23 protein-coding genes and 3 pseudogenes are annotated in these 24236 nt (G+C 60.6%); 12 read left to right on the top strand and 14 right to left on the bottom strand.

All coding sequences use genetic code 11. From position 1 onward, the window contains the following. Positions 1 to 63: 63 nt before the first annotated feature. Positions 64 to 1061 (bottom strand): annotated as a pseudogene (locus PSH59_RS09805) (transposase). Positions 1062 to 1217: 156 nt separating this feature from the next. Between PSH59_RS09805 and PSH59_RS09800 the strand changes: the two are divergent. Then, complete coding sequence (locus PSH59_RS09800) at positions 1218 to 1667, top strand: hypothetical protein (RefSeq protein ID WP_370694399.1); 450 nt, start codon at positions 1218 to 1220, stop codon at positions 1665 to 1667. A 256-nt stretch (positions 1668 to 1923) separates the two neighbouring features. On the opposite strand, the gene hemB is transcribed toward PSH59_RS09800, so the two are convergent. The 3 genes from hemB to PSH59_RS09785 form a co-directional block, all read right to left on the bottom strand. Next, positions 1924 to 2898 (bottom strand): porphobilinogen synthase, encoded by a 975-nt coding sequence (gene hemB, locus PSH59_RS09795; protein ID WP_248081287.1) that lies wholly within the window; start codon positions 2896 to 2898, stop codon positions 1924 to 1926. 115 nt (positions 2899 to 3013) lie between these two features. Continuing rightward, a complete protein-coding gene (locus tag PSH59_RS09790) occupies positions 3014 to 3856 on the bottom strand; it encodes a PhzF family phenazine biosynthesis protein (protein WP_248081284.1) in 843 nt (280 codons plus the stop codon). 3 nt (positions 3857 to 3859) lie between these two features. Next, positions 3860 to 4558 carry a glutathione S-transferase N-terminal domain-containing protein gene (locus tag PSH59_RS09785; RefSeq protein WP_305394910.1) on the bottom strand — a complete coding sequence of 233 codons (699 nt, stop codon included), beginning with the start codon at positions 4556 to 4558 and terminating at the stop codon, positions 3860 to 3862. A 254-nt stretch (positions 4559 to 4812) separates the two neighbouring features. Between PSH59_RS09785 and PSH59_RS09780 the strand changes: the two genes are divergently transcribed. Both PSH59_RS09780 and PSH59_RS09775 read left to right on the top strand, forming a co-directional pair. Beyond that, on the top strand, positions 4813 to 5514 hold the full coding sequence (locus tag PSH59_RS09780) for a histidine phosphatase family protein (protein WP_248081278.1): 702 nt from the start codon (positions 4813 to 4815) through the stop codon (positions 5512 to 5514). A gap of 44 nt (positions 5515 to 5558) precedes the next feature. Next, positions 5559 to 6614, top strand: coding sequence for a permease (locus PSH59_RS09775; protein WP_248081275.1), 1056 nt, complete (start codon positions 5559 to 5561; stop codon positions 6612 to 6614). On the opposite strand, the gene mnmH is transcribed toward PSH59_RS09775, so the two are convergent. The 4 genes from mnmH to PSH59_RS09755 form a co-directional block, all read right to left on the bottom strand. Continuing rightward, positions 6604 to 7707 carry a tRNA 2-selenouridine(34) synthase MnmH gene (gene mnmH, locus PSH59_RS09770; RefSeq protein ID WP_305394909.1) on the bottom strand — a complete coding sequence of 368 codons (1104 nt, stop codon included), beginning with the start codon at positions 7705 to 7707 and terminating at the stop codon, positions 6604 to 6606. The genes PSH59_RS09775 and mnmH overlap by 11 nt on opposite strands. Then, positions 7707 to 8741 carry a selenide, water dikinase SelD gene (gene selD / locus PSH59_RS09765; protein WP_305394908.1) on the bottom strand — a complete coding sequence of 345 codons (1035 nt, stop codon included), beginning with the start codon at positions 8739 to 8741 and terminating at the stop codon, positions 7707 to 7709. Before selD ends, mnmH begins: the two co-directional genes overlap by 1 nt. A 95-nt stretch (positions 8742 to 8836) precedes the next feature. Further along, entirely contained in the window at positions 8837 to 9586 is a 750-nt protein-coding gene (locus PSH59_RS09760) for a TerC family protein (RefSeq protein ID WP_248081270.1), read from the bottom strand. Positions 9587 to 9614: 28 nt separating this feature from the next. After that, a complete protein-coding gene (locus PSH59_RS09755; protein WP_248081267.1) occupies positions 9615 to 9866 on the bottom strand; it encodes a hypothetical protein in 252 nt (83 codons plus the stop codon). A 134-nt stretch (positions 9867 to 10000) separates the two neighbouring features. Here PSH59_RS09755 and nhaR point away from each other — a divergent pair, with 134 nt between their 5' ends. Continuing rightward, positions 10001 to 10903, top strand: a complete 903-nt coding sequence (gene nhaR, locus PSH59_RS09750) for a transcriptional activator NhaR (protein ID WP_017526765.1) — start codon at positions 10001 to 10003, stop codon at positions 10901 to 10903. 4 nt (positions 10904 to 10907) lie between these two features. Here the strand turns inward: nhaR and PSH59_RS09745 are convergent. Then, positions 10908 to 11267 (bottom strand): annotated as a pseudogene (locus PSH59_RS09745) (MFS transporter); the annotation flags it as partial. Positions 11268 to 11407: 140 nt separating this feature from the next. Here PSH59_RS09745 and sstT point away from each other — a divergent pair. After that, positions 11408 to 12628 (top strand): serine/threonine transporter SstT, encoded by a 1221-nt coding sequence (sstT, locus tag PSH59_RS09740; RefSeq protein WP_305394907.1) that lies wholly within the window; start codon positions 11408 to 11410, stop codon positions 12626 to 12628. Positions 12629 to 12694: 66 nt separating this feature from the next. On the opposite strand, the gene PSH59_RS09735 is transcribed toward sstT, so the two are convergent. Beyond that, positions 12695 to 13204: a DUF1993 family protein gene (locus PSH59_RS09735; RefSeq protein WP_248081260.1), complete on the bottom strand. Its 510-nt coding sequence runs from the start codon at positions 13202 to 13204 to the stop codon at positions 12695 to 12697. Between the two features lie 117 nt (positions 13205 to 13321). Here PSH59_RS09735 and PSH59_RS09730 point away from each other — a divergent pair, with 117 nt between their 5' ends. Further along, the gene (locus PSH59_RS09730) at positions 13322 to 13969 is read left to right on the top strand and encodes a YceH family protein (RefSeq protein ID WP_248081257.1); all 648 of its coding nucleotides are present in this window, start codon (positions 13322 to 13324) and stop codon (positions 13967 to 13969) included. A gap of 58 nt (positions 13970 to 14027) precedes the next feature. Here PSH59_RS09730 and PSH59_RS09725 read toward each other — a convergent pair whose 3' ends face one another. Further along, the gene (locus tag PSH59_RS09725) at positions 14028 to 14846 is read right to left on the bottom strand and encodes a shikimate 5-dehydrogenase (protein ID WP_305394906.1); all 819 of its coding nucleotides are present in this window, start codon (positions 14844 to 14846) and stop codon (positions 14028 to 14030) included. A 156-nt stretch (positions 14847 to 15002) separates the two neighbouring features. Here PSH59_RS09725 and PSH59_RS09720 point away from each other — a divergent pair, with 156 nt between their 5' ends. The 3 genes from PSH59_RS09720 to PSH59_RS09710 all read left to right on the top strand — a co-directional run bounded on the left by PSH59_RS09720 (position 15003) and on the right by PSH59_RS09710 (position 16058). Beyond that, positions 15003 to 15356 (top strand): hypothetical protein, encoded by a 354-nt coding sequence (locus PSH59_RS09720; RefSeq protein ID WP_034096854.1) that lies wholly within the window; start codon positions 15003 to 15005, stop codon positions 15354 to 15356. Positions 15357 to 15589: 233 nt separating this feature from the next. Then, positions 15590 to 15784 carry a hypothetical protein gene (locus PSH59_RS09715; RefSeq protein ID WP_003173044.1) on the top strand — a complete coding sequence of 65 codons (195 nt, stop codon included), beginning with the start codon at positions 15590 to 15592 and terminating at the stop codon, positions 15782 to 15784. A 91-nt stretch (positions 15785 to 15875) separates the two neighbouring features. After that, a complete protein-coding gene (locus PSH59_RS09710; RefSeq protein WP_248081251.1) occupies positions 15876 to 16058 on the top strand; it encodes a hypothetical protein in 183 nt (60 codons plus the stop codon). A gap of 2 nt (positions 16059 to 16060) precedes the next feature. On the opposite strand, the gene PSH59_RS09705 is transcribed toward PSH59_RS09710, so the two are convergent. Beyond that, complete coding sequence (locus tag PSH59_RS09705) at positions 16061 to 17128, bottom strand: AI-2E family transporter (RefSeq protein WP_248081249.1); 1068 nt, start codon at positions 17126 to 17128, stop codon at positions 16061 to 16063. Positions 17129 to 17288: 160 nt separating this feature from the next. Here PSH59_RS09705 and yegQ point away from each other — a divergent pair, with 160 nt between their 5' ends. Beyond that, positions 17289 to 18608 carry a tRNA 5-hydroxyuridine modification protein YegQ gene (gene yegQ, locus PSH59_RS09700; protein WP_305394905.1) on the top strand — a complete coding sequence of 440 codons (1320 nt, stop codon included), beginning with the start codon at positions 17289 to 17291 and terminating at the stop codon, positions 18606 to 18608. 5 nt (positions 18609 to 18613) lie between these two features. Here yegQ and PSH59_RS09695 read toward each other — a convergent pair whose 3' ends face one another. Further along, a complete protein-coding gene (locus tag PSH59_RS09695; RefSeq protein ID WP_305394904.1) occupies positions 18614 to 20293 on the bottom strand; it encodes a methyl-accepting chemotaxis protein in 1680 nt (559 codons plus the stop codon). A 180-nt stretch (positions 20294 to 20473) separates the two neighbouring features. Next, the gene (locus PSH59_RS09690; RefSeq protein ID WP_305395286.1) at positions 20474 to 21793 is read right to left on the bottom strand and encodes a Na+/H+ antiporter family protein; all 1320 of its coding nucleotides are present in this window, start codon (positions 21791 to 21793) and stop codon (positions 20474 to 20476) included. A gap of 238 nt (positions 21794 to 22031) precedes the next feature. Here PSH59_RS09690 and PSH59_RS26270 point away from each other — a divergent pair. Continuing rightward, positions 22032 to 23273: pseudogene (locus PSH59_RS26270) on the top strand (chemotaxis protein); the annotation flags it as partial. Between the two features lie 150 nt (positions 23274 to 23423). Further along, a complete protein-coding gene (locus PSH59_RS26265; protein WP_370694416.1) occupies positions 23424 to 24179 on the top strand; it encodes a methyl-accepting chemotaxis protein in 756 nt (251 codons plus the stop codon). Positions 24180 to 24236 lie beyond the last annotated feature (57 nt).

The following is a 24236-nucleotide window of genomic DNA, read 5'->3' as shown; positions in this document are numbered from 1 at the left end:
ATCCACAGTTAACGTCACCCAAATATTTAGCGTCAACATCGGATAAAGATATCCCGGCGTTTTTCAAGGTTGTTGTCGCGTCAACCGTCTAACTATGCCGCTTTTTTTCTCCACGTGCAGCTCCCGATCCGGATTCAGCAGTACCGTTCCTACTGGCTTCCAGTTTCGCGTTTGTCCTGACCAGCGCTCCGGGCTCTTCTTTCGTGCTTGTTCGTACAGTTCGTGCAGCAGCGCCGCTGCTTTCTCGCCACTTTCCTCTTCATAAACTTCCCAGCCAACGGCCTTACGGCTGTAAATATCCTCGATCAAATACAAGTAGTAATACTTGCCTCGTATCGGCGATGGCAAATACGTGATGTCCCACTACCACACCCGATTAGGCCCATGAGCAGCATGCGTCGTCGGGGCTGCGTGCCGCCGAGGTCGTTGGCTACGACCTCGATGTTGCTGCTGGCCCGCAGCCCGCAAGACCCGATAAAACGTCGCTTCAGACGCCAGATAACGCGCCTCGTCAGCCAGGCGTGGAACGATCTGGCTTGGCGTCAAGTGCGCGTAAGTTGGGCTGTTGCACAACGTCACGATAGCCTCTCGTTCCGCTTCACTTAGAGCGTTGCGCGGCACAGGGAGAAAGGCCGTCGTTCGAGCATCGGCTTGAAGTTCCTGGACCACTGTCCAGCGTTGCAGAGTCCTGAGCGACAGCCCCACTTCCTGGCAGGCCATCGCTTTGCGGGCACCGGCGGAGATTGCTCGCGATCATCTTTTAGCGCAGCCTTTTCAGGCTTCTGACCGCTGATGAAAGCCTGCCGCCAAGTTGCTATCTGTTCGGGATAAAGCCCTTTGCGACGGCAGTATTCGCCCAGATCAATTTCAGACAGACTGGCAGCCTCAAGGACGACGGCGAACTTGGTTTCGGCTGACCATTTCTCGTAGGGTTGCTTCGTGTCGGACACTACACTTCCTTCAGCCCTGGCTTGCTTGCGCCAGTTGGAAAGTGACATTTCGCTGACCCCTTCGCGCCGAGAAACTTCGGCCATCGTCAGGCTCTGCGGGGGAATCAACATTTTTAACAATGTGGCTCTACGTTCTGGTGAATAGTACGACACGCGTAGTCTCTTTCCGCCCCCGACGTTTTTTCAGGAAACATCGGAGAGGCGACAACTATCCTGACACTGGGGATATACTAGGCGCCACCCCATTAAAAGCTGATGGAACTTACGTTGGATATTCCATACCAAACCCCAACAGGTAATAAAATGAAAACCGAAAATATAAAAGCAATAATCAACAACGAACACAAACAGGTCACCGTCAAATATGACGCAACGAAACTCACCATGACATTTTCAGAAGCCGAAAACTTTAAAAAAATTTATGAAGGAAAAGATCTGTATGTTTGCTTCGCAAAAATCCGAGCAGATTTCCCGCATATAACATTTTTATGCAAAGGGGCAAAAATAAATGTTAAACCCTCAAGAATGGGTTCTCAAATGAGCGCTGGGCTTGTCGCATACGAAATGACGCTAGGCCAACATGCTACCAACCACAACATAGTCCATTTATTTGACTATGAAGAAAAAAACCTGACAAATAACCCACAGGAGCAAGTTGACTTCTTCAATAAATGGTTGGCGTCATTAGGTGCGCAGGATTACAAAAAATTCAACTAAGCATTGTTCAAAATAAATATGAAAGATCGCGTTCCGCCCCCTGTGATAAGTAAGCCCGCTCATACATGGACGCCCCCAGTTTGCCAAGCGGACGCCATGCAACTGGAATACGGTTTTTGCCAAATCAATCGAAACAGTCGAAAGCTTCATGAGGACGCTCCCTTCCGTTAAGTGTGGGTAACACCTTCACTTTGGCACATAGATGCCGTTAGGAAGGGGGCGTCCATTCCATTACCACAGGGGATAAACGGCGTCCTTAGACCCCAGCCAACGCCAAATCCATCGCAAAGTAGGTAAAAATCAAATCCGCACCCGCCCGTTTGATCGAGCCCAGGGTCTCGCGAACCACGCGGTCCTCATCAATCGCCCCCGCCTGGGCGCCGAACTTGATCATCGCGTATTCACCGCTTACCTGATATGCCGCCACCGGCAGGCGTGAGGCTTCGCGGATGTCGCGGATGATGTCCAGGTAGGCACCGGCCGGTTTGACCATCAGGGCGTCCGCGCCTTCCTGTTCGTCGAGCAGCGATTCGCGCACGGCTTCGCGGCGGTTCATCGGGTTCATCTGGTAGCTTTTGCGGTCGCCCTTGAGTGCGCTGCCGCCGGCTTCGCGGAAGGGGCCGTAGAGGGCCGACGCGAATTTGGTCGAGTAGGCCATGATCGGGATGTGGGTGAAACCGGCGTCGTCCAAGGCGCGGCGGATGGCCTGGACCTGGCCGTCCATGGCGGCAGACGGTGCGATCACGTCGGCACCGGCGCGGGCCGCTGCCACGGCTTGTCTGCCGAGGTTGACCAAGGTCGCATCGTTGTCGACATGGGCGCCGTGCATGACGCCGCAGTGGCCGTGGTCGGTGTATTCGCAAAAACAGGTATCGGACATCACGATCATTTCCGGCACAGCGTCCTTGATGATTGAGGACATGCGCGAGACCAGGCCGCGTTCTTTCCAGGTGTCGCTGCCGCTGGCGTCCAGGTGGTGGGACACCCCAAAGGTCATCACCGACTTGATGCCGGCTCGGGCGTAGCGCTCGATCTCGGCGGCCAGCTTCTTCTCAGGAATGCGCTGCACGCCCGGCATGCTGGTGATGGGCACAAAGTCGTCGATTTCTTCTTCAACGAAAATCGGCAACACCAAATCGTTGAGTGTGAACTCGGTTTCCTGGAACAAACCACGCAGCTCCGGGGAGCGGCGCAGGCGGCGTGGGCGGGCTTGGGGGAACTGGCTGGTCATGGTTTTCCTGACGTAAGACAAAAGACTTTGGGGCGAAAGCTTATGCCCCAGGTCCCGACAGCACAAACGCCGGGGGCCCAACAGTGTATTGCGCGCACCGTAACAATTCATTGATCTAGAGCTGTAGACGCCCGTCGATACACACCGCGACAGCGCCGCCGACCCAGATTTGCTCGCCCTGGCGTTCGATGCGGATTCGCCCCGCACGCCCCATGGCCGTGCCCTGGCTGACCACATAGCGCTCCGGCGCCAGACCTTCACCCAGCAGCCATTGGGCCACACCGGCATTCAGGCTGCCGGTGGCCGGGTCTTCCGGTGCGCCGTCGCCGGCGACAAAGGCACGCACTTCAAATTGCGCGTCCATGTCGTCATGCGCCGGATTGCAGGGTGCGATCACCCCGACCGCCAGGCCGAGCAGTTGCGCATAATCCGGTTGCAGATCGAGTACCGCTTTACGATCGGCTAACATCACCGCCAGCCAGCCAGCGCCGTTATCCACCCATTGGCTGCGCACGATGGCTCCCGGCGCGAGGCTCAACGCCTGGCGCACGCGTTCGAGCAGATCGTGTTCAACCGGGCCCGAACGCAACAACGGCGGCGCGATAAACGCCAGCTCGTCACCTTGACGCCGGATACGCACCAGGCCGATTTCACACTCCTGGACGATCTCCTCGCCTTTGGGCATGCCACCGGCCGTCAGCCATGCGTGACAACTGCCCAGCGTCGGATGCCCGGCGAAGGGCAGCTCCTGCAAGGTGGTGAAAATTCTTACCCGGTAGTCAGCACGCGGATCGCGCGGCGTCAGCAAAAACGTGGTTTCGCTGAGGTTGGTCCATTTGGCGAAATCGGCCATCTGCTCATCACTGAGGCTGTCGGCGCCCAGCACCACGGCCAGCGGGTTGCCTTTGAGCGGTACGCTGCTGAACACATCCAGTTGCTTGAAATCGAAAGTCGGCATCGGTCAGCTCGGAATGGTCAGGCCACGAATCACCGCAGGCCGAGCGACAAAGCCGTCCAACGCGCGCAGTACATTAGGGAAGTCGGCGATGCCCACCAGGTCACCCGACTCGTAGAAGCCGATCAGGTTGCGGATCCACGGGAAGGTGGCGATATCGGCGATGCTGTACTCGTCGCCCATGATCCAGGTGCGGCCAAGCAGGCGCTTTTCCAGCACGCCCAGCAGGCGGCGGGATTCGGCGGCGTAGCGGTCGCGCGGGCGTTTGTCCGGGTAATCCTTGCCGGCGAATTTGTTGAAAAACCCCAGTTGCCCGAACATCGGCCCAATGCCGCCCATCTGGAACATCAGCCATTGAATCGTTTCATAACGTGTCGCCGGATCTTCTGCCAGCAATTGGCTGGTTTTCTCCGCCAGGTAGATCAGGATCGCACCGGACTCAAACAACGCCAACGGCTGGCCGGCCGGGCCATCGGGGTCGATGATTGCGGGGATTTTGTTGTTGGGGTTCAGGGACAGGAACTCAGGAGATAACTGGTCCTGGGTCTCGAAACTGACCTTGTGCGCCTCATAGGGCAGGCCCAACTCCTCGAGCATGATCGAAACTTTGACCCCGTTGGGCGTGGGCAACGAGTACAGTTGCAGGCGCTCAGGGTGCTGGGCTGGCCATTTGCTATTGATCGGGAAGGCAGCGAGTGAGTTCATCGGGGTAATCCCTGAGGCAGAAAGCACCCATGATAGTCATCTGAGCGGTGTCCTGCATGGGTCATCAATGCGCAACATCCGCCGGCTATTATCCCGTGCGGGCGAACCAATACGCCTTCGCGCACTCTTAAGTGCGCTCAAACGGTGAACGGAGGCACCTCGCTTTATCGACAGGGAACACCGCAAGACGCCCCAGGCGTCATTGGGGCCAGGCTTGTCCGCCTTAACGTGACGCATGAAGACTCGAACCTATAATGAAGATCAAGCCTCTGCGCCTTGTGCAACGTCTGAAACGCTATTCCTACATCATGTTGCCGCTGCTGCTGGTCAGCGGTGCCATGGTCGCCGCCCTCGACGCCCGCGAAAGCCGCGCCCAGCCCGTGGACGGCGTGCAGACGTTGGTGTTCCTGCGCCACGCTGAAAAACCGGCCGGCGGCCTGGGCCAGCTCAATTGCCAGGGCCTGAACCGGGCAATGAACCTGGCCACCCTGCTCCCGGAAAAATTCGGCAAGGCCAACTTTGTATTTGCCGCCAACCCGACGCGAAATGTCGAGGAAGGTGAACTGGACAATTCCTACAGCTACATTCGCCCGCTGATGACCATCAGCCCCAGCGCCATCAAGCTGGGCCTGCCGGTGAACATCAAGTTTTCGGCCAATGACACCAGCGACCTGGCCGATGAACTGGTCGAAGACAAATACCACAACGCTACGATCTACACCGCCTGGTCCCATGGGTACCTGCCGGAGTTGATCAACAAGGTGGCGAGTGAAGCTTCCGGCGAAAAACATACGATCACCGACGACTGGGCCGGCAGTGACTACGACACGCTGTATGTGTTGACGCTGACCTGGCACAACGGCAAGGCCTCGCTGCTGAGCCGCAACTACAAACAGGGCTTGAACGACGGTGACGAAACCTGCCCTGAACCAACGCAGGTGAGTGCCGATAGCTGACAGCGTATGATGCGGCGCTATTGACTCATCTACGGATCAACACCATGTCCAACCTCATGTCCACCCAGCCCAACCGGGGCTGGTCGTTCTGGTGGAAACCAGCGCTGTTCCTGCTGGTCGCCTGCGTCGGCCTTTACTACGTGAAGTGGTCGCCCTACTACTTCAAGGCGTTTGTCGCGGCGGATAACCACAGCATCGGCGCCTCGATTCTCAATGATCAGCAAAGCTCGCCCCTGGCGGCGGCGCTGGCCTATGCCCAGGTGTATTTCCTGGCTATCTGGAAAGCTGCGGTGCTCGCGGTAATCCTCGGTTCGCTGCTGCAAGTACTGATCCCCCGCGACTGGCTGCTGCGTCTGTTCGGCCGTGCCGGGCTGGGCTCAACGGTGCGCGGTGGGCTGTTCGCCCTGCCGGGAATGATGTGCAGTTGTTGCGCAGCACCGGTAGCGGCGGGCATGCGCCGCCAGCAGGTGTCGGTAGGCGCGGCGCTAGCCTTCTGGATCGGCAACCCGGTGCTCAATCCGGCCACGCTGGTGTTCATGGGGTTCGTGCTGGGCTGGGGCTTTACCGCGTTGCGGTTGGTCGCGGGGATTGTGTTGGTGGTGGGCGTGTCATTGGTGGCGCAGCGCATCGCCAGGCCGGAGCAGGTGCCGGAAGCGGCGCTGGAGGCGGTGGCCGACGTCAGCACCCTGGAGTCGCAACCGTTCCTGAGCCGCTGGTTGCGCACCCTGTGGCAGCTGTTCTGGAGCACCATCCCGATTTACATCCTGGCGGTGCTGGTGCTGGGCGCGGCGCGGGTGTGGCTGTTCCCCCATGTGGACGGCGCCATTGGCAACAGCCTGGTATGGCTGGTCCCGCTGGCGATCGTGGGCACGCTGTTTGTGATTCCTACCGCAGCAGAAATTCCTATCGTCCAAACCATGATGGCCCTGGGCATGGGCACCGGCCCCGCCGTCGCCCTGCTGATGACCCTGCCGAGCGTGAGCCTGCCGTCACTGCTGATGCTGCGCAAGGATTTCGATGCGCGGGTGCTGGTGACGGTGGCTGGGTTGACCATGCTGGTGGGCGTGGTGTGCGGGTTGATCGGGGCCGTTATCCTTTGACCACGGCGCGCTCGCGCAGGTAGGCGATCACGGCCGCCTGCTCTCCCGCAAACTCGATACGTGCGCCTTTGCTTTCACGCTGGAAGGCGTACATCGGGTCGTAGTACTCACGCAATAATCCTTCGATCCAGCCGCGATGCAGGTCCACGGCGCCGCTGCGCGCCTGTTCCGCCAGGGCGTCCTGCATGATCGCCTGCAACCGTTGAAAACGTTCGCCGCCCAGGCGTTTGTGGATATTGGCCAGGCTCTGGGTCAGGCGTTCGGCGAATAACACGTGGCCGTTTTCGCCAAACACCGTAATGAATTCAGCACACAGGTCGACCACATAATCGCGAAGGATGCGCTCGACACGCCCCTCGAGGCTGTCTTCCAGCCACACCATCCCATAGCCCTGCATGCCCTTGTGCAGCGGCAATGGCAGCGCACAGCTGCCGATCATGCGACTTTCGTCCTCGACCACAAATTGTTCGATACCGGCGGCGCGTTTTTTCAGCAAGTCCACTGCCAGGCGGTTCTCGAAGTCGATGTTGGAAGGTTGCGTCGTAGCGCGTTTGCCGAAACTGGAACCGCGATGGTTGGCGTGGCCTTCCAGGTCCAGTGCATTGCGCAACTGCCCCAGCACTTCAGTCTTACCGGTGCCGGTCATGCCGCCCAGCAACACGAAATCGCACTCGGCGGTGGCCTGCTCAATGGTCTGCACCAGGAACGTTCGCATGGCTTTGTAGCCGCCCCCAACGCGCGGGTAGTGGATACCGGCTTCGGTTTTCAACCATTGCTGCACGATCTGCGAGCGCAACCCGCCACGAAAGCAGTACAGGTAGCCATTGGGATTGGCCTGCACAAACCGAGCCCACTGTTCGATACGCTCGGCCTTGATCGTGCCGGACACCAACTCGTGCCCCAGCACGATGGCGGCTTGCTGACCCTGCTGCTTGTAGCACGTGCCCACCCGCTGACGCTCGTCGTCGCTCATCAGCGGCAGGTTGATCGCACCGGGAAAGGCGCCCTTGGCGAATTCGACCGGCGCACGGGTGTCCATCATTGGCCGGTCGTTGAGGAAGATGTCGCGGTAATCGGTGATATCAGTCGCCATCAAAACACCTCTACCGCGTTGCTCTGTCGCTCTACCAGGGCGCCGATCGGCTCAAGGCTCAGTCCCAGTTCCGCCGCCACGGCGTGGAACTCGGCGTCGCCTTCCGGGGTGACGGCGATCAACAGGCCGCCACTGGTCTGTGGGTCGCACAGCACGCGCTTGTGCAACTCCTGCAGACGCCCCAGCTTGCGGGCGTAGCTGTCGTAGTTGCGCAAGGTGCCACCGGGTACGCAGCCTTGGTCAATGTAGTACTCAACCCCAGGCAGGCGTGGGACTTTTTCATATTCAATGCGCGCCGTGAGACCACTGCCGTCAGCCATTTCCACCAAGTGCCCCAACAGGCCGAAACCGGTGACATCGGTCATGGCGGTCACGCCAGCCAACTTGCCGAAACGGCTGCCCGGCTTGTTGAGGGTGCACATCCAGTCGCGGGCCAGGCCGATATCGGCCTCGCGCAGCTTGCCCTTCTTTTCGGCGGTGGTGAGCACGCCGATGCCCAGGGGCTTGGTCAGGTACAGCTGGCAGCCGGCGGTGGCCGTGTCGTTGCGTTTCATGTGGCGTTTTTGCACGATGCCGGTCACGGCGAGGCCGAAGATCGGCTCCGGCGCGTCGATGGAGTGGCCGCCCGCCAGGGGAATACCGGCGGCATCGCAGACCGCGCGGCCGCCACGGATTACCTCACGGGCGATCTCGGGCGCCAGCACGTTCACCGGCCAACCCAAAATGGCGATGGCCATCAACGGGTCGCCGCCCATGGCGTAGATATCGCTGATGGCATTGGTGGCCGCGATACGGCCAAAGTCGAACGGATCATCGACAATCGGCATGAAAAAATCGGTCGTGGACACCACGCCGCGCTCGTCGTCGATGGCGTACACCGCAGCATCGTCGCGCGAGGCGTTGCCGACCCACAGGTTGGGATCGAGGTTCTGCGCGCCGCTGCCAGCGAGGATCACTTCCAGTACCTGGGGCGAGATCTTGCAGCCGCAACCCGCGCCGTGGCTGTACTGGGTAAGGCGAATCGGCTCGTTCATGGTGGACCTCAAGCTATCAAGTGGACGGGATTCTACCAGACAGCAAAAGGCCGGCTGGGCTCTTGTGAGCACAGCCGGCCTGTTTGTTTCAACGCTTACTGGCGGGCAGCGAGCAAACGCTTGTGGCGGTTGCGCCGCGCGATGTTCAAGCACTCGATGGCTGCCGAGAAGGCCATGGCCGCGTAGACGTAGCCTTTTGGCACATGGGCACCGAAGCCTTCGGCGATCAGCGTCATACCGATCATGATCAGGAAGCCCAGGGCCAACATCACCACGGTCGGGTTATCGTTGATGAACTTGGCCAGCGGTTCAGCCGCCACCAGCATCACAATCACCGAGGTCACCACGGCAATGATCATGATCGGCAAGTGTTCGGTCATGCCCACCGCCGTGATGATGCTGTCGATTGAGAACACCAGGTCAAGCAACAGGATCTGCCCGATGGCCGCCGCGAAACCAATGGTCACGGCGTTGCCAACCGTTGCTTTCTCTTCGGGCTCCGGATCCATGCTGTGGTGGATCTCGGTAGTCGCCTTCCACACCAGGAACAGGCCGCCGGCGATCAGGATCATGTCCTTCCAGGAAAACGCCTGGCCGAACACCTCGAACACCGGCGCCGTGAGTTGCACGATAAACGCGATGGTACTCAGCAGGCCCAGACGCAATATCAGCGCCATGCTGATACCGATGCGCCGTGCCTTGGCCCGGTGCTGCTCGGGCAACTTGTTGGTGAGAATCGAGATGAAGATCAGGTTATCGATGCCCAGCACGATTTCCATGACGATCAAGGTGGCCAGTGCGACCCAGGCCGTGGGGCTGGCAGCCAGTTGTAAAAGGTAATCCATGGTTCAGTCCTGACGTTGTGCTGGGAAATTAGGCTTCTTTGCTGTTCGATTCAGACGCTTGTTCTTGCTGATCGTCCTTTTTTTGCGGCGTGATCAAGCCTTGAGTCGCTTCACTCAATGCCTGCTCGGCGGCCTTGTGGGTGTCATCGATGGCTTGCTTGGCCGACTCAGTGGCTTTGCCCAGCACCTGCTGTGCGCTTTTTTCCACCTGATCGCAACCGCTGATCATCACTAATGAAAGCGCAAGCAACGACGCCGCACCGAGAGAATTGAGTTTCATGATGTATTCCTCGTTAGAACCATTGGGTCCAAATAGTGGCCCCGCGATAGCGAGGCATTCTATGCAGGCAAACACTTCAGGAAAATTCGTATTTTTTTCGCTTATACTTCGGTTTTTACGAAGTGACTACACCGATGCTCAATTACCGACAGTTGCATTACTTTTGGGTAGTGGCCAAGACCGGCAGCATCGTGCGCGCCTGTGAGCAGTTGAACCTCACCCCCCAGACCATCAGCGGACAGATCAGCCTGCTGGAGCAAACCTTCGGTATCGCGCTGTTTCAACGGGTCGGCCGCCAGCTTGAACTCACCGAAGCCGGGCGTCAGGCCCTGCCCTACGCCGAACAGATGTTCCAGACCGGGAATGAATTGGAGGCCATGCTGCGCGCGCAACCCAATGAACAGCAGATTGTGTTTCGCGTCGGCGTCGCGGATGTGGTGCCCAAGTCCATCGTTTACCGGCTGATCGCACCGACCATGGAGTTGAGCGAGCCGATCCGTATCACCTGTCGCGAAGACAAACTCGAACGGTTATTGGCCGACCTGGCGATCCAGCGCCTGGACCTGGTGATTTCCGACAGCCCCATGCCCACGCACCTGGACATCAAGGGCTACAGCCAGAAGCTGGGCGAATGCGGCATCAGTTTTTTCGCCACCCAGGCACTGGCTGACCGCCATCGCGGCGATTTCCCACAATGCCTGCAAGGCGCGCCGTTGCTGATCCCAGGCGCAGAGACCGTGGTACGCAGCCGTTTGCAGCGCTGGTTCGCCGAGCAGCAGATCCAACCGAAAATCATCGGTGAATTCGACGACAGCGCCCTGATGCAAGCGTTTGGCCAATCCGGCAGCGGGATTTTTATCGCCCCCAGCGTGATCGCCGATGAGGTTGTGCGCCAGTACGGCGTGGCGTTGATCGGCCAGACCGATGCAGTCACCGAGTCGTTCTACGCGATCTCGGTGGAGCGCAAGGTCAAGCATCCCGGCATTGTGGCGATTACCGAGGGCGCACGGCGCGAGTTGTTTACCGCCCTGCCCTGACCGGTCAGGCGCTGGACGCGACCGGTTGTCTGGCAGTCATCAACCATAGCGCCAGCAGGATCGACACCAGGATAAACGCGGATGCTGCAAACCCCAGTCTGCCCAGGCCAAAAGTGTCGATCACATGCCCGCCGACCAACGCCCCCAGACCAATGCCCAGGTTGCCCGGGCAATGTTCAGCGACGCGGCAAAGGCCGGGGCATGGGGCGCGGCCTTCATCAGTCGCACATGGCTGACCAGAAACATCGCGGCCTGGGTGACGAACCACACGGCCATTGCCGCCGCCAGGGCCAACGCCGGAGTGAATCGCCGGCACCAGCGCCACCATGCCCGCGATCATGAACCCGCAGAACACCATGGACGCAGCCCGGCCTGGGCGCGGGTGACCGAATGCCGCACAGGTCGGGCCGTTGGCAGCGGCATGCTAGACTTCGCGCCCTGTTTCTTACAGAACATTCCGCCCGTACTGCTGCGTCCTATTAAAAAAACTAGAGACAACTGTTTATGACTGCTGCCCCCACCCTGTTACAACGACTGATGCGCGTCAGCCTGGTCACCCAAATCGTCATCGGCCTGATCGCCGGGATTCTGCTGGCCCTGCTCCTGCCCGAGGCCGCCAGGGCTACCGGTTTTATTGGCAAGGTGTTTGTTACGGCGTTGAAAGCTGTGGCGCCGATCCTGGTGTTTGTGTTGGTGATGGCGTCGATTGCCAACCATAAGCACGGCCAGGAAACCCATATCAAACCGATTCTGTTCCTGTACTTGCTCGGCACCTTTGCCGCAGCCGTCGTGGCGGTGGTTGCCAGCATGTGGTTTCCGTCGTCGCTGGTACTCGCCAGCCATGACGTCACCGTCAGCGCGCCGGGCGGCATCGGCGAGGTGCTGCAAAGCCTGCTGCTGAGCGTGGTGGACAACCCGGTGAGCGCACTGATGAACGCCAACTTCATCGGCATCCTGGCCTGGGCCATCGGTATGGGCATCGCCATTCGCCATGCGGGCGCTACCACCCGCACCGTGCTGGACGATTTGTCCAACGGCGTGACCCTGATCGTACGTGTGGTGATCCGCTTTGCGCCGCTGGGTATCTTCGGCCTGGTCGCGTCGACCCTGGCCACCTCCGGCTTCGGCGCACTGCTCGGCTACGCGCACCTGCTGGTGGTACTGATCGGTTGCATGCTGTTCGTGGCACTGGTGGTCAACCCGGCGATCGTGTTCTGGAAGCTGCGTCGCAATCCCTACCCACTGGTGCTGATGTGCCTGCGTGAAAGCGGTATTACCGCGTTTTTCACCCGCAGTTCGGCGGCGAACATCCCGGTGAACCTGGCCTTGAGCAAGCGCCTGGGCCTGCATGAAGACACTTATTCAGTGTCGATTCCACTGGGGGCCACCATCAACATGGCCGGGGCCGCGATCACCATCACGGTATTGACGCTGGCGGCCGTGCACACCCTGGGCATCAGCGTTGATCTGCCAACCGCCGTGCTGCTGAGTGTGGTCGCCGCCGTTTGTGCCTGCGGCGCCTCGGGCGTGGCCGGCGGCTCGCTGCTGCTGATCCCCCTGGCCTGCAGCCTGTTCGGTATCCCAAGTGAAATCGCCATGCAGGTCGTGGCTGTCGGTTTCATCATCGGTGTGTTGCAGGATTCTGCGGAAACCGCACTCAACTCCTCCACCGACGTGCTGTTCACCGCTGCCGCGTGCCTGGGCAAGGGCGAACAGGCGGCTTAACCAGATACAAAAAAGCCCAGGGTGGTTCTTGATTGAACCACCCTGGGCTTTTTTTGTGAGCGGTGCTTAGAAAGCGCCCATGTAATCACGCTTGCCCACTTCCACACCGTTGTGACGCAGCAAGGCGTAGGTGGTGGTGACATGGAAGAAGAACTGCGGCAGGCCGTAGGTCAGCAGGTAGGATTGGCCGCTGAAGCGCTTCTCTTTAGGCGTGCCCTGGCGGGTGATGATCTCGATGCCTTCCTTGCCGTCGATCTGTGCTGGCGTGATGGTATCGACGAATGCCAGGACCTTGGCGATCAGCGCTTGCAGCTCGGCGAAGGTCACTTCGTTGTCTTCGTATTTCGGCACTTCGATTTCAGCCAGGCGGGCGGATACGCCCTTGGCGAAGTCGACGGCGATCTGCACCTGGCGCACCAGCGGAAACATGTCGGGGAACAGGCGCGCTTGCAGCAAGGCGTCAGGGTCGATGTTCTTGGCGGTGGCGTGGGCTTCGGCTTTGTTCAGCACATCGCTCAGGGCGTTGAGCATTTGCTTGAAGACTGGGATGGAGGCGGCGTACAGGGAAATAGTCATGACAGTCTCATCGGTAATGGCAGGGTTGGAACCAGCGGCGATTATAGCCATGCCTGCCGCTTGTCTTTTATTTTTTCAGGATTAGGCTAGTGGGCTTCACTGCATAGGGAACGCGCGATGACCGCCGAGCACGACACCGACACCCCTGAGCCGCGCCTGAACAGCACGGAAATCCGCATTCTGGGCTGCCTGATCGAAAAACACGCGACCAACCCGGAAACCTACCCCCTGACCCTCAATGCCCTGGTATTGGCCTGCAACCAGAAGACCAGCCGCGAGCCGGTGATGAACCTGACCCAGGGCCAGGTCGGCCAGAGCCTGCGCGCGCTCGAGGGCCAAGGCTTTACGCGCTTGGTGATGGGCAGCCGCGCCGACCGTTGGGAACACCGCGTGGACAAAGCCCTGGAGCTGGTGCCAGCACAGGTGATTCTGATCGGGCTGCTGTTTCTGCGCGGCCCGCAGACCGTCAACGAGCTGCTGACCCGCAGCGCACGCATGCACGACTTTGAAGATGCCGAGCAAGTGGTGCATCAGCTCGAACGCCTGATCTCGCGCGGGCTGGCGCTGCTGGTACCGCGTCAGGCGGGGCAGCGCGAAGACCGTTACACCCATGCGCTGGGGGACCCGGCCGATATCGAGGTGATCATGGCCGCGCGGGGCAATCCGGTGGAGCGTGGGGCTGGTGTGCCTGTGGAGCGCATTGAAGAACTGGAAGCGCGGATCGCGGCATTGGAGGAGCGCCTCGCACAGCTGGAACAGGCCTGACTCGGTAAAAAATGTGGGAGGTGGCCTGCCCCTTCCCACATGGCTCAACCCTCTTTCTTCAGCTTCGGGCAAACGCCACGGCCTTTTCGAACTGTTCCTGGGTCGGCCGAACGCCGGTGTACAGCACGAACTGCTCCAACGCCTGGATCGCAATCACTTCCAGGCCAGTGATCACCCGCTTGCCCTGGGCCCGCCCTCGCACGATCAATGGTGTTTCGGCGGGGATCGCCACCACATCAAACACCGTCTCGGCGTTATCAACAGCATCAGCGTCAAATGCCAGCGCGTGCGCCTCAGGCCCGCCAGTCATGCCGATCGGCGTTACGTTGATCAACATCTGCGGGCGTAATTCTCCCAGTTCGGCTTGCCACGCATAACCCAGGTTCTGCGCCAATTTGCGCCCTGTGGCTTCGTTACGCGCCACAATTACGCCGTTGGCATAGCCACCATCACGCAAGGCACTGGCCACGGCCTTGGCCATGCCTCCGCTGCCGTGCAGGGCAAAGGTCGACGCCTGCGGCACTGCGTGTTTTTTCAGCAGTTGCTCGATGGCGATGTAGTCGGTGTTATAGGCCTTGAGGTGGCCGTCGGTGTTGACGATGGTGTTCAACGAGTCGATGGCTTGAACCGAATCGTCCAGTTCGTCCACCAGGACAATGGCCGCTTCCTTGAAGGGCATGGACACCCCGCAGCCCCGCACGCCCAATGCGCGTATACCGCCGATCGCGCCGGGTAAGTCCTGGCTGCTGAACGCCTTATAGTAGAAATTCAGACCCAACTGTTCGTACAGGTGGTTATGAAAGCGCAGGCCGAAATTCCCGGGACGCGCCGACAGCGACATGCACAGCTGGGTGTCCTTGTTGGGGTGCATCTGCATGGATAACTCCTTTGAGTAAGCAAATCGGTACAGACCTTACACAACCTTTACCTTGCGGCCGTGCTGTTTTTCAGAAATACGTTGTCTTAAAAGTATCCCCGCGACATTACTTGAGTCTATTGATTGCAGACCACAAGCGCAGGGGCTAACCGAGGAATGACCATGATTCGTACAATCCCCAAGATCGCCTTGCTGGTGGGTGCACTCGCGATGGCAGGCCAGGCTTCCGCCCACGGTGGTGGATGGGCTGGGCCGGCCGCCTTGGGTGCCCTGGTCGGCGCCGCCGTGGTGGGCTCCGTGGTTGCCAGCCAACCCCGTGAGGTCTATGTGCAACAGCCGGTCTACGTGCAGCCGCAGCCGGTGTATGCCGCACCGCCGCCGGTCTATTACGCCCCACCACCACCGGTGTATGTGCAGCAACAGGTGTATTACCGCCCGGCACCGGTGTATTACGGCCCGCCGCGTGGGTATTACGGCCCGCCCCATGGTTATTACCGTCGCGGCTGGTAAGCCTTGCGCATCACGCCTGAAACCGGGCCTCGCCTTCGGCGGGGCCTTTTTTTGCGTGTGACGTCCGGTTTTATCGCTCCAAGGTCGCTCTGAGAACAATGCCCCGGCCAAAATCCCACATTATTCAAGTCGAAAGTCTACTTGCCCCACGGGGCCCGGCGCTGTCATGTTTGTGTCACGACACGCTTTCACTATCCTTCCTGTCCACCCAATAACAACAAGGACGACTGACCATGCCCACACAAAACCCGCATCGCACCGCTGGCCTCTGTACGTCCAGCAAGGTCTATAGCGCCCTCACTGAACTCAAGCACCTGGAAGGCCACCGCAGCGCGAAGTTTCTGGCGTTGCTGGCAGAAAATCTGGTGCGCAAGGGCCTGCTCAATGAGCAGGAAGTGGTGAGCATGCTTGATCAGGTGGTCGACTGACGCCTGGCGTTGATGTCGACTATCGAGCCAGGTGATTTTTCCTGAGCCGCCCGCCCCCGTAAGGTGACCTCCATTGCGATTGGAGGTATCTATGCCCACTGTTCAAATCATGTCCGTCATCGGCAGCGCCGTCCCCGCCCCGCTTCGCGCTCTGGGTGTGCTCGCCTGCTGGTACCTGGTACGCGATGGCGAGGCCATCAGCGGCCCGCTTACGTCCTTGTCCGCCGCCGAACAACAACTGCAGCAAGCCACCCGCTTCCGGTTGCACGCCTGAGGTTACGGCAATGGCAGTTTGACCCGCGGTTTGCTTTCGACAAACAGCGCCCAACTGGAGATGAACAGCGCCGCCACCAGCGGCCCGATCACAAATCCGTTGAGGCCAAACACCGACAGGCCGCCCAGGGTCGAGATCAGGATCAGGTAGTCCGGCATCTTGGTGTCCTTGCCCACCAGAATCGGGCGCAGCACGTTGTCCACCAACCCGATCACAAACACACCGAACAAGCCCAGCACCACGCCCTGCCAGATCGAACCACTGAGCAGGAAATACGCAGCCACCGGCGCCCATACAATCCCCGCGCCCACCGCCGGCAGCAGCGACAGAAAGGCCATCAACACCGCCCAGAGCAACGCGCTGGGAATGTCCAGGAACCAGAAAATCAAACCGCCCAACGCGCCTTGGGTCACGGCCACCAGCACGTTGCCCTTGACCGTGGCGCGCACCACCCGGTTGAACTTGAGCTGCAACCGGCGTTTCTGCGGCTCGGCCAGCGGCACTGCGGTGCGAACCTTGCGCACCAGTTCCGGGCCGTCGCGCAGCAGGAAGAACAGCAGGTACAGCATGATGAAAAAGCTCACCAGGAAATCGAACGTACCCTGGCCGAAGCTGAACGCCTGGGTAGCGAAGAACTGGCTTCCCTGCATCGCGCTTTTGACGATTTTCTCGCGCAGCCCGTCCAGGTCGCCCATACCGAAGCGGTCGAGCAAATGCTGGAAGTACGGCGGCAGGAAGTGCTTGAACTGCTCGATATAACTGGCCACGTCGAGCTTGCCGCTCTCAATGTTCTTGTAGAGCGTCGCCCCCTCTTGCACCAGCAAGGCGCTGGTGATGATCACCGGCAAGATTGCGATCACCAGGCACACCGTCAGCGTGGTCAGGGAGGTCAGGTTGCGGTTCCAGCCAAACCGTTGCTGCAGTCGACGTTGCATCGGCGCAAAGATGATTCCCAGGATCACCGCCCAGAACACCGCGCCGTAGAACGGCAGCAATATCCAGATGAAGGCGATGGTCACCAGCGCCAGCAGCAACAGCAGGGTTTTGAATTGCAGGTTAGTTTGATTCATGTCCGATCCATGTCAAAAAAGCAGGCCGCGCGTGTGCGTCCCGGTGCTTAGTCCACCGCAAATCCTGGGAGTGCCATCTTTGTTGCGCTAAGCGTAGACGCAGATCAATAAAGCCCGGTGTCGCTTGCACTACCCTCGCGCCTTTTTGCGACCCAAGCCCATGCCCCCAGTCATCGCCCCCGAACTGCTCGCCCCTGCCGGCACCCTGAAAAACATGCGTTACGCCTTCGCCTATGGCGCCGATGCGGTGTACGCCGGTCAGCCGCGTTACAGCCTGCGCGTGCGCAACAACGAGTTCGATCATGCCAATCTCGCTCTTGGCATCGATGAAGCCCATGCACAGGGCAAGCGCTTCTATGTGGTGGTCAACATCGCCCCGCACAACGCCAAGCTCAAAACCTTCCTCAAGGACCTGACCCCGGTGATTGCCATGGGCCCGGATGCGCTGATCATGTCCGACCCCGGGTTGATCATGCTGGTGCGTCGGCACTTCCCGCAGATGCCGATTCACCTGTCGGTGCAGGCCAATACGGTGAACTGGGCCAGTGTGGAGTTCTGGCAGCAGCAAGGGATTGGCCGGGTGATTCTCTCGCGCGAGCTGTCCCTGGAGGAGATCGACGACATCCGCCAGCAGGTGCCAGCCATGGAGTTGGAGGTGTTTGTGCACGGCGCGTTGTGCATGGCCTATTCCGGGCGCTGCCTGCTGTCGGGTTATATGAACAAACGCGATGCCAACCAAGGCAGTTGCACCAACGCGTGCCGCTGGAAATACCAGGCCACGCCGGCGGTGGAAAACGCCACGGGGGATATCGTTCAGCAATACCAGCCGGAACCGACCCTGGGCATCGGCACGCCGACCGACCAGGTGTTCCTGTTGCAGGAGGCCAACCGCCCCGATGAGCAGATGCCCGCGTTCGAGGATGAGCACGGCACCTACATCATGAACGCCAAGGACCTGCGCGCGGTGCAGCATGTGGAGCGCCTGACCCACATGGGCGTGCATTCGCTGAAGATCGAGGGCCGCACCAAGTCGCACTTCTACTGCGCGCGCACCACCCAGGTGTATCGCCAGGCCATCGACGATGCCGTGGCCGGTCGCGCCTTTGATCTCAGCCTGATGACCAATCTCGAATCCCTGGCCCAGCGCGGCTACACCGAAGGATTCCTGCGCCGCCATGTGCACGATGAGTACCAGAACTATCAGAACGGCAGCTCAGTCTCCGAGCGCCAGCAGTTTGTCGGCGAGTTCACCGGCGAGCGTCGCGGTGAGCTGGCCGAGGTCAAGGTGAAAAACCGCTTTGCCGTGGGCAATCACCTGGAACTGATGAGCCCGGCCGGCAACTTTCACTTTGATTTGGACACTTTGCACAGCAGCAAGGGGGAAGCCATCGAGGTGGCGCCGGGAGACGGGCACACGGTGTATATACCTGTGCCCGCGCAGATGGACCTGCGTTTCGCGCTGTTAATGCGTGACGTCTGACGGCTTCAGATCCTGAACTGACCGACCAGTTGCCCGAGGCGCTGACCAAGGTCCGCCAGGCTGCGAGAAGTTTGGGCGCCCAGTTGGGTTTCATCGGCGACTGTGTCCACTGCCACGGCAATCTGATGCACGCTGCGGTTGATCTCTTCGGCCACCGCAGTCTGCTGCTCGGCCGCGCTGGCGATCTGTGCGTTCATGGAGTTAATGGTGCCGATCAACTGAGCCATGGTGTCCAGCGACGCCCCGGCTTCGTTGGCCTTGGCCGAGGTGCCGTCGCCGGCATCACTGGAGCGGCGCATGGCGTCCACGGCGGCTTCGGTGCCTTTTTGCAGGCGGTCGATCATGCCCTGGATTTCCTGGGTGCTGGTCTGGGTGCGACTGGCCAGGGCGCGCACTTCGTCGGCGACCACCGCAAAACCACGGCCGGCCTCGCCTGCCCGCGCAGCTTCGATGGCAGCGTTGAGGGCCAGCAGGTTGGTCTGTTCGGCAATCGAACGGATCACGCTGAGCACACTGACAATCGATGACACATCCTGCTGCAAGCTGTCGAGGGACACGCCGCTGCTGCGAATGTCGTTCACCAGCGCATGGATCTGCGCGATGCTGCCGTCCACCACGCGCTTGGCGGCCTGGCCTTCGGCGTCGGTCTGTTGCGCCGCCACCGATGCACCCTGGGCGCTGCGTGCCACTTCTTGCGCGGCGGAAGACATCTGGTTGATCGCGGTGGCCACCTGATCGGTCTCATGGCGCTGACGCTCCATGGCCTGCTCCGAGCGCTGGGCCTGGTCGGACACCTGGCCCACCAGCCCGGTCAATTGCGCGGTCATTTCGGTGATCTGGCGCACCAGACCATGGATCTTGTCGACAAAGCGGTTGAACGCCCCCGCCAGGTCGCCCAACTCATCCTGACTGGTGATGGCCAGGCGGCGGGTCAAATCGCCTTCGCCGGCGGCAATGTCATCGAGGTTGGCTTTCATCAAATGCAGCGGCCGCAGGATGGTATTGGCCAGCAGCATGCCGGCAGCCGCGATCACCAGCAGCACCACCACGGCCAAGCCCAGGATGCTCAACAACACGCCTTCCATGCGTTTTTCGACCTTGGCCTCGACCACTGCTACCTGGGCTTCGATGCCATCAAGGTTGACCGACGTCCCGATCACCATGTCCCATTTGGGCAGGTATTCGGTGTAGCCCATCTTGGGCACCAGTTCGGTCTGACCGGGTTGGGTCGAGCTGTATTGCAGGTAGTGCGTGCCGTCCTTGCCGACCTTGACCAGATCGCGGTTGACGTAAACGCCGTTGGGATCGCGGTTGTCCTTGAAGCTTTTGCCCACGCCATCGGGGCTGTTGCCTTTGAACAGGCGGATAGTCTCGGAGTCGTAGCCGAAGAAGTAGCCGTCCTTGCCGTAACTGGTGTTGGACAACAGTTTGACCACCTGGGCCCGGGCGGCCGTATCGCCGGGCGCAGCCGCGTCGTAGAGCGGCTTGATGGTGGTCATGGCCACTTCCACATAACTCTGCAGCGTGGCCTTGGCATCGTTAAGCAGGCGCTGGCGGGTTTCATCCACCTCATTGCGCGCCTGCCCCTGGAGAATCCACACGGTGGTCAGGCTGATCACCAGAGCAAACAGCAACACCGGTACAACGGCGAGGGACAGGACTTTGGCCTTCAGACTCAGACGCATGGCTTTTCTCTCTTATTGGGCGACTTGAGAGGTATATCGGCCGCGGGCGCAGGTTCTGTAGACGGCAATGTGTTTGTGGGTGGGCTTGTTGGGGGAATCTGATATGGCCCGCTCACCACAACAAGCCCCATTCACCACCGCAGCTCCCTCACAGATAGCCACGAGGGCGGACAACAAGGATCAAAGCGTCATCGCGGCCAGCCAGCCAAAGGCCAGCAATGGCAGGTTGTAGTGCAGAAAGGTCGGCACCACGGTGTCCCAGATGTGGTGGTGCTGGCCGTCGCTGTTCAGGCCGGAGGTCGGGCCCAGGGTGGAGTCCGACGCAGGCGAGCCGGCATCGCCCAACGCGCCCGCCGTGCCGACGATGCACACGATGGCCATCGGGCTGAATCCCAACTGCACGCACAGCGGCACAAAAATCGCGGCGAGGATCGGCACCGTGGAAAACGACGAGCCAATGCCCATGGTCACCAGCAAGCCCACCAGCAGCATCAGCAAAGCGCCGACGCCACGGCTGTGCCCGATATAGGCCGCCGAGGCTTGCACCAGCGAACGCACGTCGCCGGTAGCCTTGAGCACCTCGGCAAAGCCTGAGGCGGCGATCATGATGAAGCCGATCATGGCCATCATTTTCATGCCTTCGGTGAACAGGTCATCGGTGTCGCGCCAGCGCACGATGCCCGACACCGAGAAGATCAGAAAGCCGGCCAGGGCGCCGATGATCATCGAGTCCAGCCACAGTTGAATGATGAACGCCGCAGCAATCGCCAGGCCGGCCACCAGCAGGGTCAGTGGGTTGTACTGCACCGCCACTTGCTCGACCCGCTCGATTTTCTTCAGGTCGTACACGCGCTTTTTGCGGTAGCTGAAAAACACCGCCACCAGCAGGCCGACCACCATGCCCAGGGCCGGCAGGCTCATGGCGTGGGTCACGTTGACCTGGCTGATGTCCACGCCGCCGTTGGCCACATTGGCCAGCAGGATCTGGTTGAGGAAGATATTGCCGAAGCCCACCGGCAGGAACATGTAGGGGGTGATCAGACCGAAGGTCATCACACAGGCAATCAGACGGCGATCCAGTTGCAGCTTGGTCAGCACATAAAGAAGCGGCGGTACCAGCAGCGGAATAAACGCAATGTGGATCGGCAGGATGTTCTGCGAAGCAATCGCCACCCCCCCCAGCAGGCCGATCAACAGCCATTTGACGTGGCTGCCGCCGCTGGCTTCCTGGCGGTCGACCAGCAACAGCGCCTTGTCGGCCAACGCGTGGGCCAGGCCGGACTTGGCAATCGCCACCGCGAACGCTCCAAGCAGCGCGTAGGACAACGCCACGGTCGCCCCGCCGCCCAGGCCGCCGTTGAACGCCTTGAGCGTGGCCTCGATGCCCAGGCCACCGGTCAAGCCACCCACCAGGGCGCCGACGATGATGGCGATGACCACATGCACACGGGACAGGCTGAGCACCAGCATGGTGCCGACCGCGGCGATGACTGCGTTAATCATGGTTACCTCAAGCAGAAACATAAAAAACAGGCATGCCCACGCCTGGGTGGCCGTTGGCTGGAAACCCGCGTGCAGGCTTTAAAGGAGGTCTTATTAGAGGGCGCGCACTTTGCAGCAGGCGGGGCCACATGTCAAAAAACGACGCCGATTTCAGGTTTAAATTGAACGTTTGAATAAAGAAGCGTCTGTGGCGGCCGATACGCCTTTCTCTGTGTGTTCAGGTAAGGATGTACCGATGTCGCTTAGACAACTCTCCATTCAATGGAAAATCACCCTACTCGCCGGCCTCTGCCTGCTGGGGATCGTGACCCTGCTGGTGGGGTTGTCGTTGTACCGCATGGCGCAGAGCTCGGAGCAGGTTCAGGCCGCCAGCATGCACATGCTCGATACCGCCGCGCAGGCGCGCATTGAGGCCCAGGGCGAAGCGCAGGCACTGGGCATTCGTCGCCAGTTCATGGACGCCTACCAATACGGCCATGGTTTTTCCCGCCAGGTGCTGTTTTTGCGTGAACAGGCCGAAAAACGCTTCCTCGACGCCTTTGACACCCGCGAAGACCTGACCCGCCAGGTCAGGGCGGCATTGCAGGCCAACCCGGAACTGCTCGGTATTTCCCTGGTGTTCGAAGCCAATGCCCTGGACGGCAAGGACGAATTGTTCGCCGGTCAGGCAGAGCTGGGCAGCAACGACAAGGGGCGCTTCGCCCTTTACTGGTCGCAGCCGACGCCGGGAACGCTCACCTCGATGGCGCTGCCGGAAAGCGACATGACCGACACCCGCGTCGGCTCCAGCGGCGAAAAAGCCAACGCCTGGTTCACCTGCCCGCGCACCACGCTCAAGCCCTGCGTGATCGAACCCTACTTTTATGTGATCGACGGCCACAACGTGCTGATGACCAGCATCGTGTTTCCGTTGACCGTCAACGGCAAAGTCATCGCATCGTTGTCGGTGGACATCAACCTCAACAGCCTGCAGGCCGTCAGCCAGCAAGCCAGCCAGAAGCTCTATGACGGCCAGACCCAGGTCAGCATTCTCAGCCCCACCGGTGTGCTGGCCGGCTACAGCGCCGATGCCGGCAAGCTGAGCCAACGCCTGGACCAGGTCGACACCGTCAGCGGCGCGCAGTTGATCAGCGCATTGGCCAGCGGCCCACAGACCCGCAGCGTGCGTACCGACCATCAGCTCAAGGTGCTCGCGCCCTTCGCGCCGATCCCCGACGGCAAGCTGTGGGGCGTGCTGCTGGATGTGCCGGAACACGTGCTGGTGGGCCCCGCCCAAGCGTTGAAGGCGCAATTGGATGCCGACAATGCCCGTGGCACGCTGCTCGAACTCGGCCTCGGCCTGTTGGCGGCGGTCATCGGCCTGATCCTGGTGTGGCTGATGGCCCGCAGCGTGACGCGGCCGATCCTGGGCGTGGCGCACATGCTTGAAGACATCGCCAGCGGAGAAGGCGATTTGACTCGGCGCCTGGCGTACGCCAACCGGGACGAACTGGGGCAACTGGCCGGCTGGTTCAACCGCTTCCTGGATAAGCTGCAACCGATCATTGCCGAGGTTAAACGCTCGGTGCAGGACGCCCGTGGCACCGCCGACCAGTCGGCCGCAATCGCCACCCAAACCAGTGCCGGCATGGAGCAGCAGTACCGCCAGGTCGATCAAGTGGCAACGGCCTCCCACGAAATGAGCGCCACCGCCCAGGACGTGGCCCGCAGCGCGGCCCAGGCGGCCCAAGCGGCGCGCGATGCCGACCAGGCCACCCGCGACGGCCTCACGGTAATCGACCAGACCACGACCAATATCGGTCATCTCGCCGCGGACATGAGCACGGCCATGGCTCAGGTTGAAGGCCTGGCCGGCAATAGCGAGAAAATCGGCTCGGTGCTGGAAGTGATTCGCGGCATCGCCGAGCAGACCAACCTGCTGGCACTCAACGCCGCCATCGAAGCCGCCCGCGCGGGCGAGGCCGGGCGAGGGTTTGCAGTGGTCGCCGATGAGGTGCGCAACCTGGCGCGGCGCACCCAGGAATCGGTGGAGGAAACCCGCCTGGTGATCGAGCAATTGCAAAGCGGCACCGCAGACGTGGTCGGCGCCATGGGCAATAGTTATCGCCAGGCCCAGGGCAGTGTCGAACAGGTCGGCCAAGCAGTGACCGCGTTGCGCCAGATCGGCGAGGCGGTCACGGTGATCAGCGACATGAACCTGCAAATCGCCAGCGCCGCCGAAGAGCAGAGCGCGGTAGCCGAGGAGATCAACAGCAACGTGGCGACCATTCGCGATGTGACCGAGTCACTCTCGGAGCAGGCCAATGAATCGGCGCGGGTGAGCCAGGCGCTGAACAGCCTGGCGAATCAGCAGCAGGGCTTGATGGATCAGTTTCGCGTTTAGTACCCCTGCACCGCTTCCGATATGCAGACCTTCCTTGTGGGAGCCGCGCTCCCACAG

It is taken from the genome of Pseudomonas sp. FP2309 (assembly GCF_030687575.1).
GTDB lineage: Bacteria > Pseudomonadota > Gammaproteobacteria > Pseudomonadales > Pseudomonadaceae > Aquipseudomonas.
This window is presented reverse-complemented; position numbering and strand designations above follow the sequence as displayed.

Excerpts from the sequence above, each read along its gene's own strand:
- yegQ (WP_305394905.1), top strand. The coding sequence starts at position 17,289 with ATGCCCCCAGTCATCGCCCCCGAACTGCTCGCCCCTGCCGGCACCCTG.
- PSH59_RS09735 (WP_248081260.1), bottom strand. The coding sequence starts at position 13,204 with ATGACTATTTCCCTGTACGCCGCCTCCATCCCAGTCTTCAAGCAAATG.
- nhaR (WP_017526765.1), top strand. The coding sequence starts at position 10,001 with ATGCTCAATTACCGACAGTTGCATTACTTTTGGGTAGTGGCCAAGACC.
- PSH59_RS09760 (WP_248081270.1), bottom strand. The coding sequence starts at position 9,586 with ATGGATTACCTTTTACAACTGGCTGCCAGCCCCACGGCCTGGGTCGCA.
- PSH59_RS09725 (WP_305394906.1), bottom strand. The coding sequence starts at position 14,846 with ATGCAGATGCACCCCAACAAGGACACCCAGCTGTGCATGTCGCTGTCG.
- PSH59_RS09755 (WP_248081267.1), bottom strand. The coding sequence starts at position 9,866 with ATGAAACTCAATTCTCTCGGTGCGGCGTCGTTGCTTGCGCTTTCATTA.
- mnmH (WP_305394909.1), bottom strand. The coding sequence starts at position 7,707 with ATGGCGACTGATATCACCGATTACCGCGACATCTTCCTCAACGACCGG.
- PSH59_RS09790 (WP_248081284.1), bottom strand. The coding sequence starts at position 3,856 with ATGCCGACTTTCGATTTCAAGCAACTGGATGTGTTCAGCAGCGTACCG.
- PSH59_RS09785 (WP_305394910.1), bottom strand. The coding sequence starts at position 4,558 with ATGAACTCACTCGCTGCCTTCCCGATCAATAGCAAATGGCCAGCCCAG.
- hemB (WP_248081287.1), bottom strand. The coding sequence starts at position 2,898 with ATGACCAGCCAGTTCCCCCAAGCCCGCCCACGCCGCCTGCGCCGCTCC.
- PSH59_RS09705 (WP_248081249.1), bottom strand. The coding sequence starts at position 17,128 with ATGAATCAAACTAACCTGCAATTCAAAACCCTGCTGTTGCTGCTGGCG.
- PSH59_RS09715 (WP_003173044.1), top strand. The coding sequence starts at position 15,590 with ATGCCCACACAAAACCCGCATCGCACCGCTGGCCTCTGTACGTCCAGC.
- PSH59_RS09780 (WP_248081278.1), top strand. The coding sequence starts at position 4,813 with ATGAAGATCAAGCCTCTGCGCCTTGTGCAACGTCTGAAACGCTATTCC.
- selD (WP_305394908.1), bottom strand. The coding sequence starts at position 8,741 with ATGAACGAGCCGATTCGCCTTACCCAGTACAGCCACGGCGCGGGTTGC.
- PSH59_RS09710 (WP_248081251.1), top strand. The coding sequence starts at position 15,876 with ATGCCCACTGTTCAAATCATGTCCGTCATCGGCAGCGCCGTCCCCGCC.
- PSH59_RS09730 (WP_248081257.1), top strand. The coding sequence starts at position 13,322 with ATGACCGCCGAGCACGACACCGACACCCCTGAGCCGCGCCTGAACAGC.
- PSH59_RS09695 (WP_305394904.1), bottom strand. The coding sequence starts at position 20,293 with ATGCGTCTGAGTCTGAAGGCCAAAGTCCTGTCCCTCGCCGTTGTACCG.
- sstT (WP_305394907.1), top strand. The coding sequence starts at position 11,408 with ATGACTGCTGCCCCCACCCTGTTACAACGACTGATGCGCGTCAGCCTG.
- PSH59_RS09720 (WP_034096854.1), top strand. The coding sequence starts at position 15,003 with ATGACCATGATTCGTACAATCCCCAAGATCGCCTTGCTGGTGGGTGCA.
- PSH59_RS26265 (WP_370694416.1), top strand. The coding sequence starts at position 23,424 with ATGGAGCAGCAGTACCGCCAGGTCGATCAAGTGGCAACGGCCTCCCAC.
- PSH59_RS09775 (WP_248081275.1), top strand. The coding sequence starts at position 5,559 with ATGTCCAACCTCATGTCCACCCAGCCCAACCGGGGCTGGTCGTTCTGG.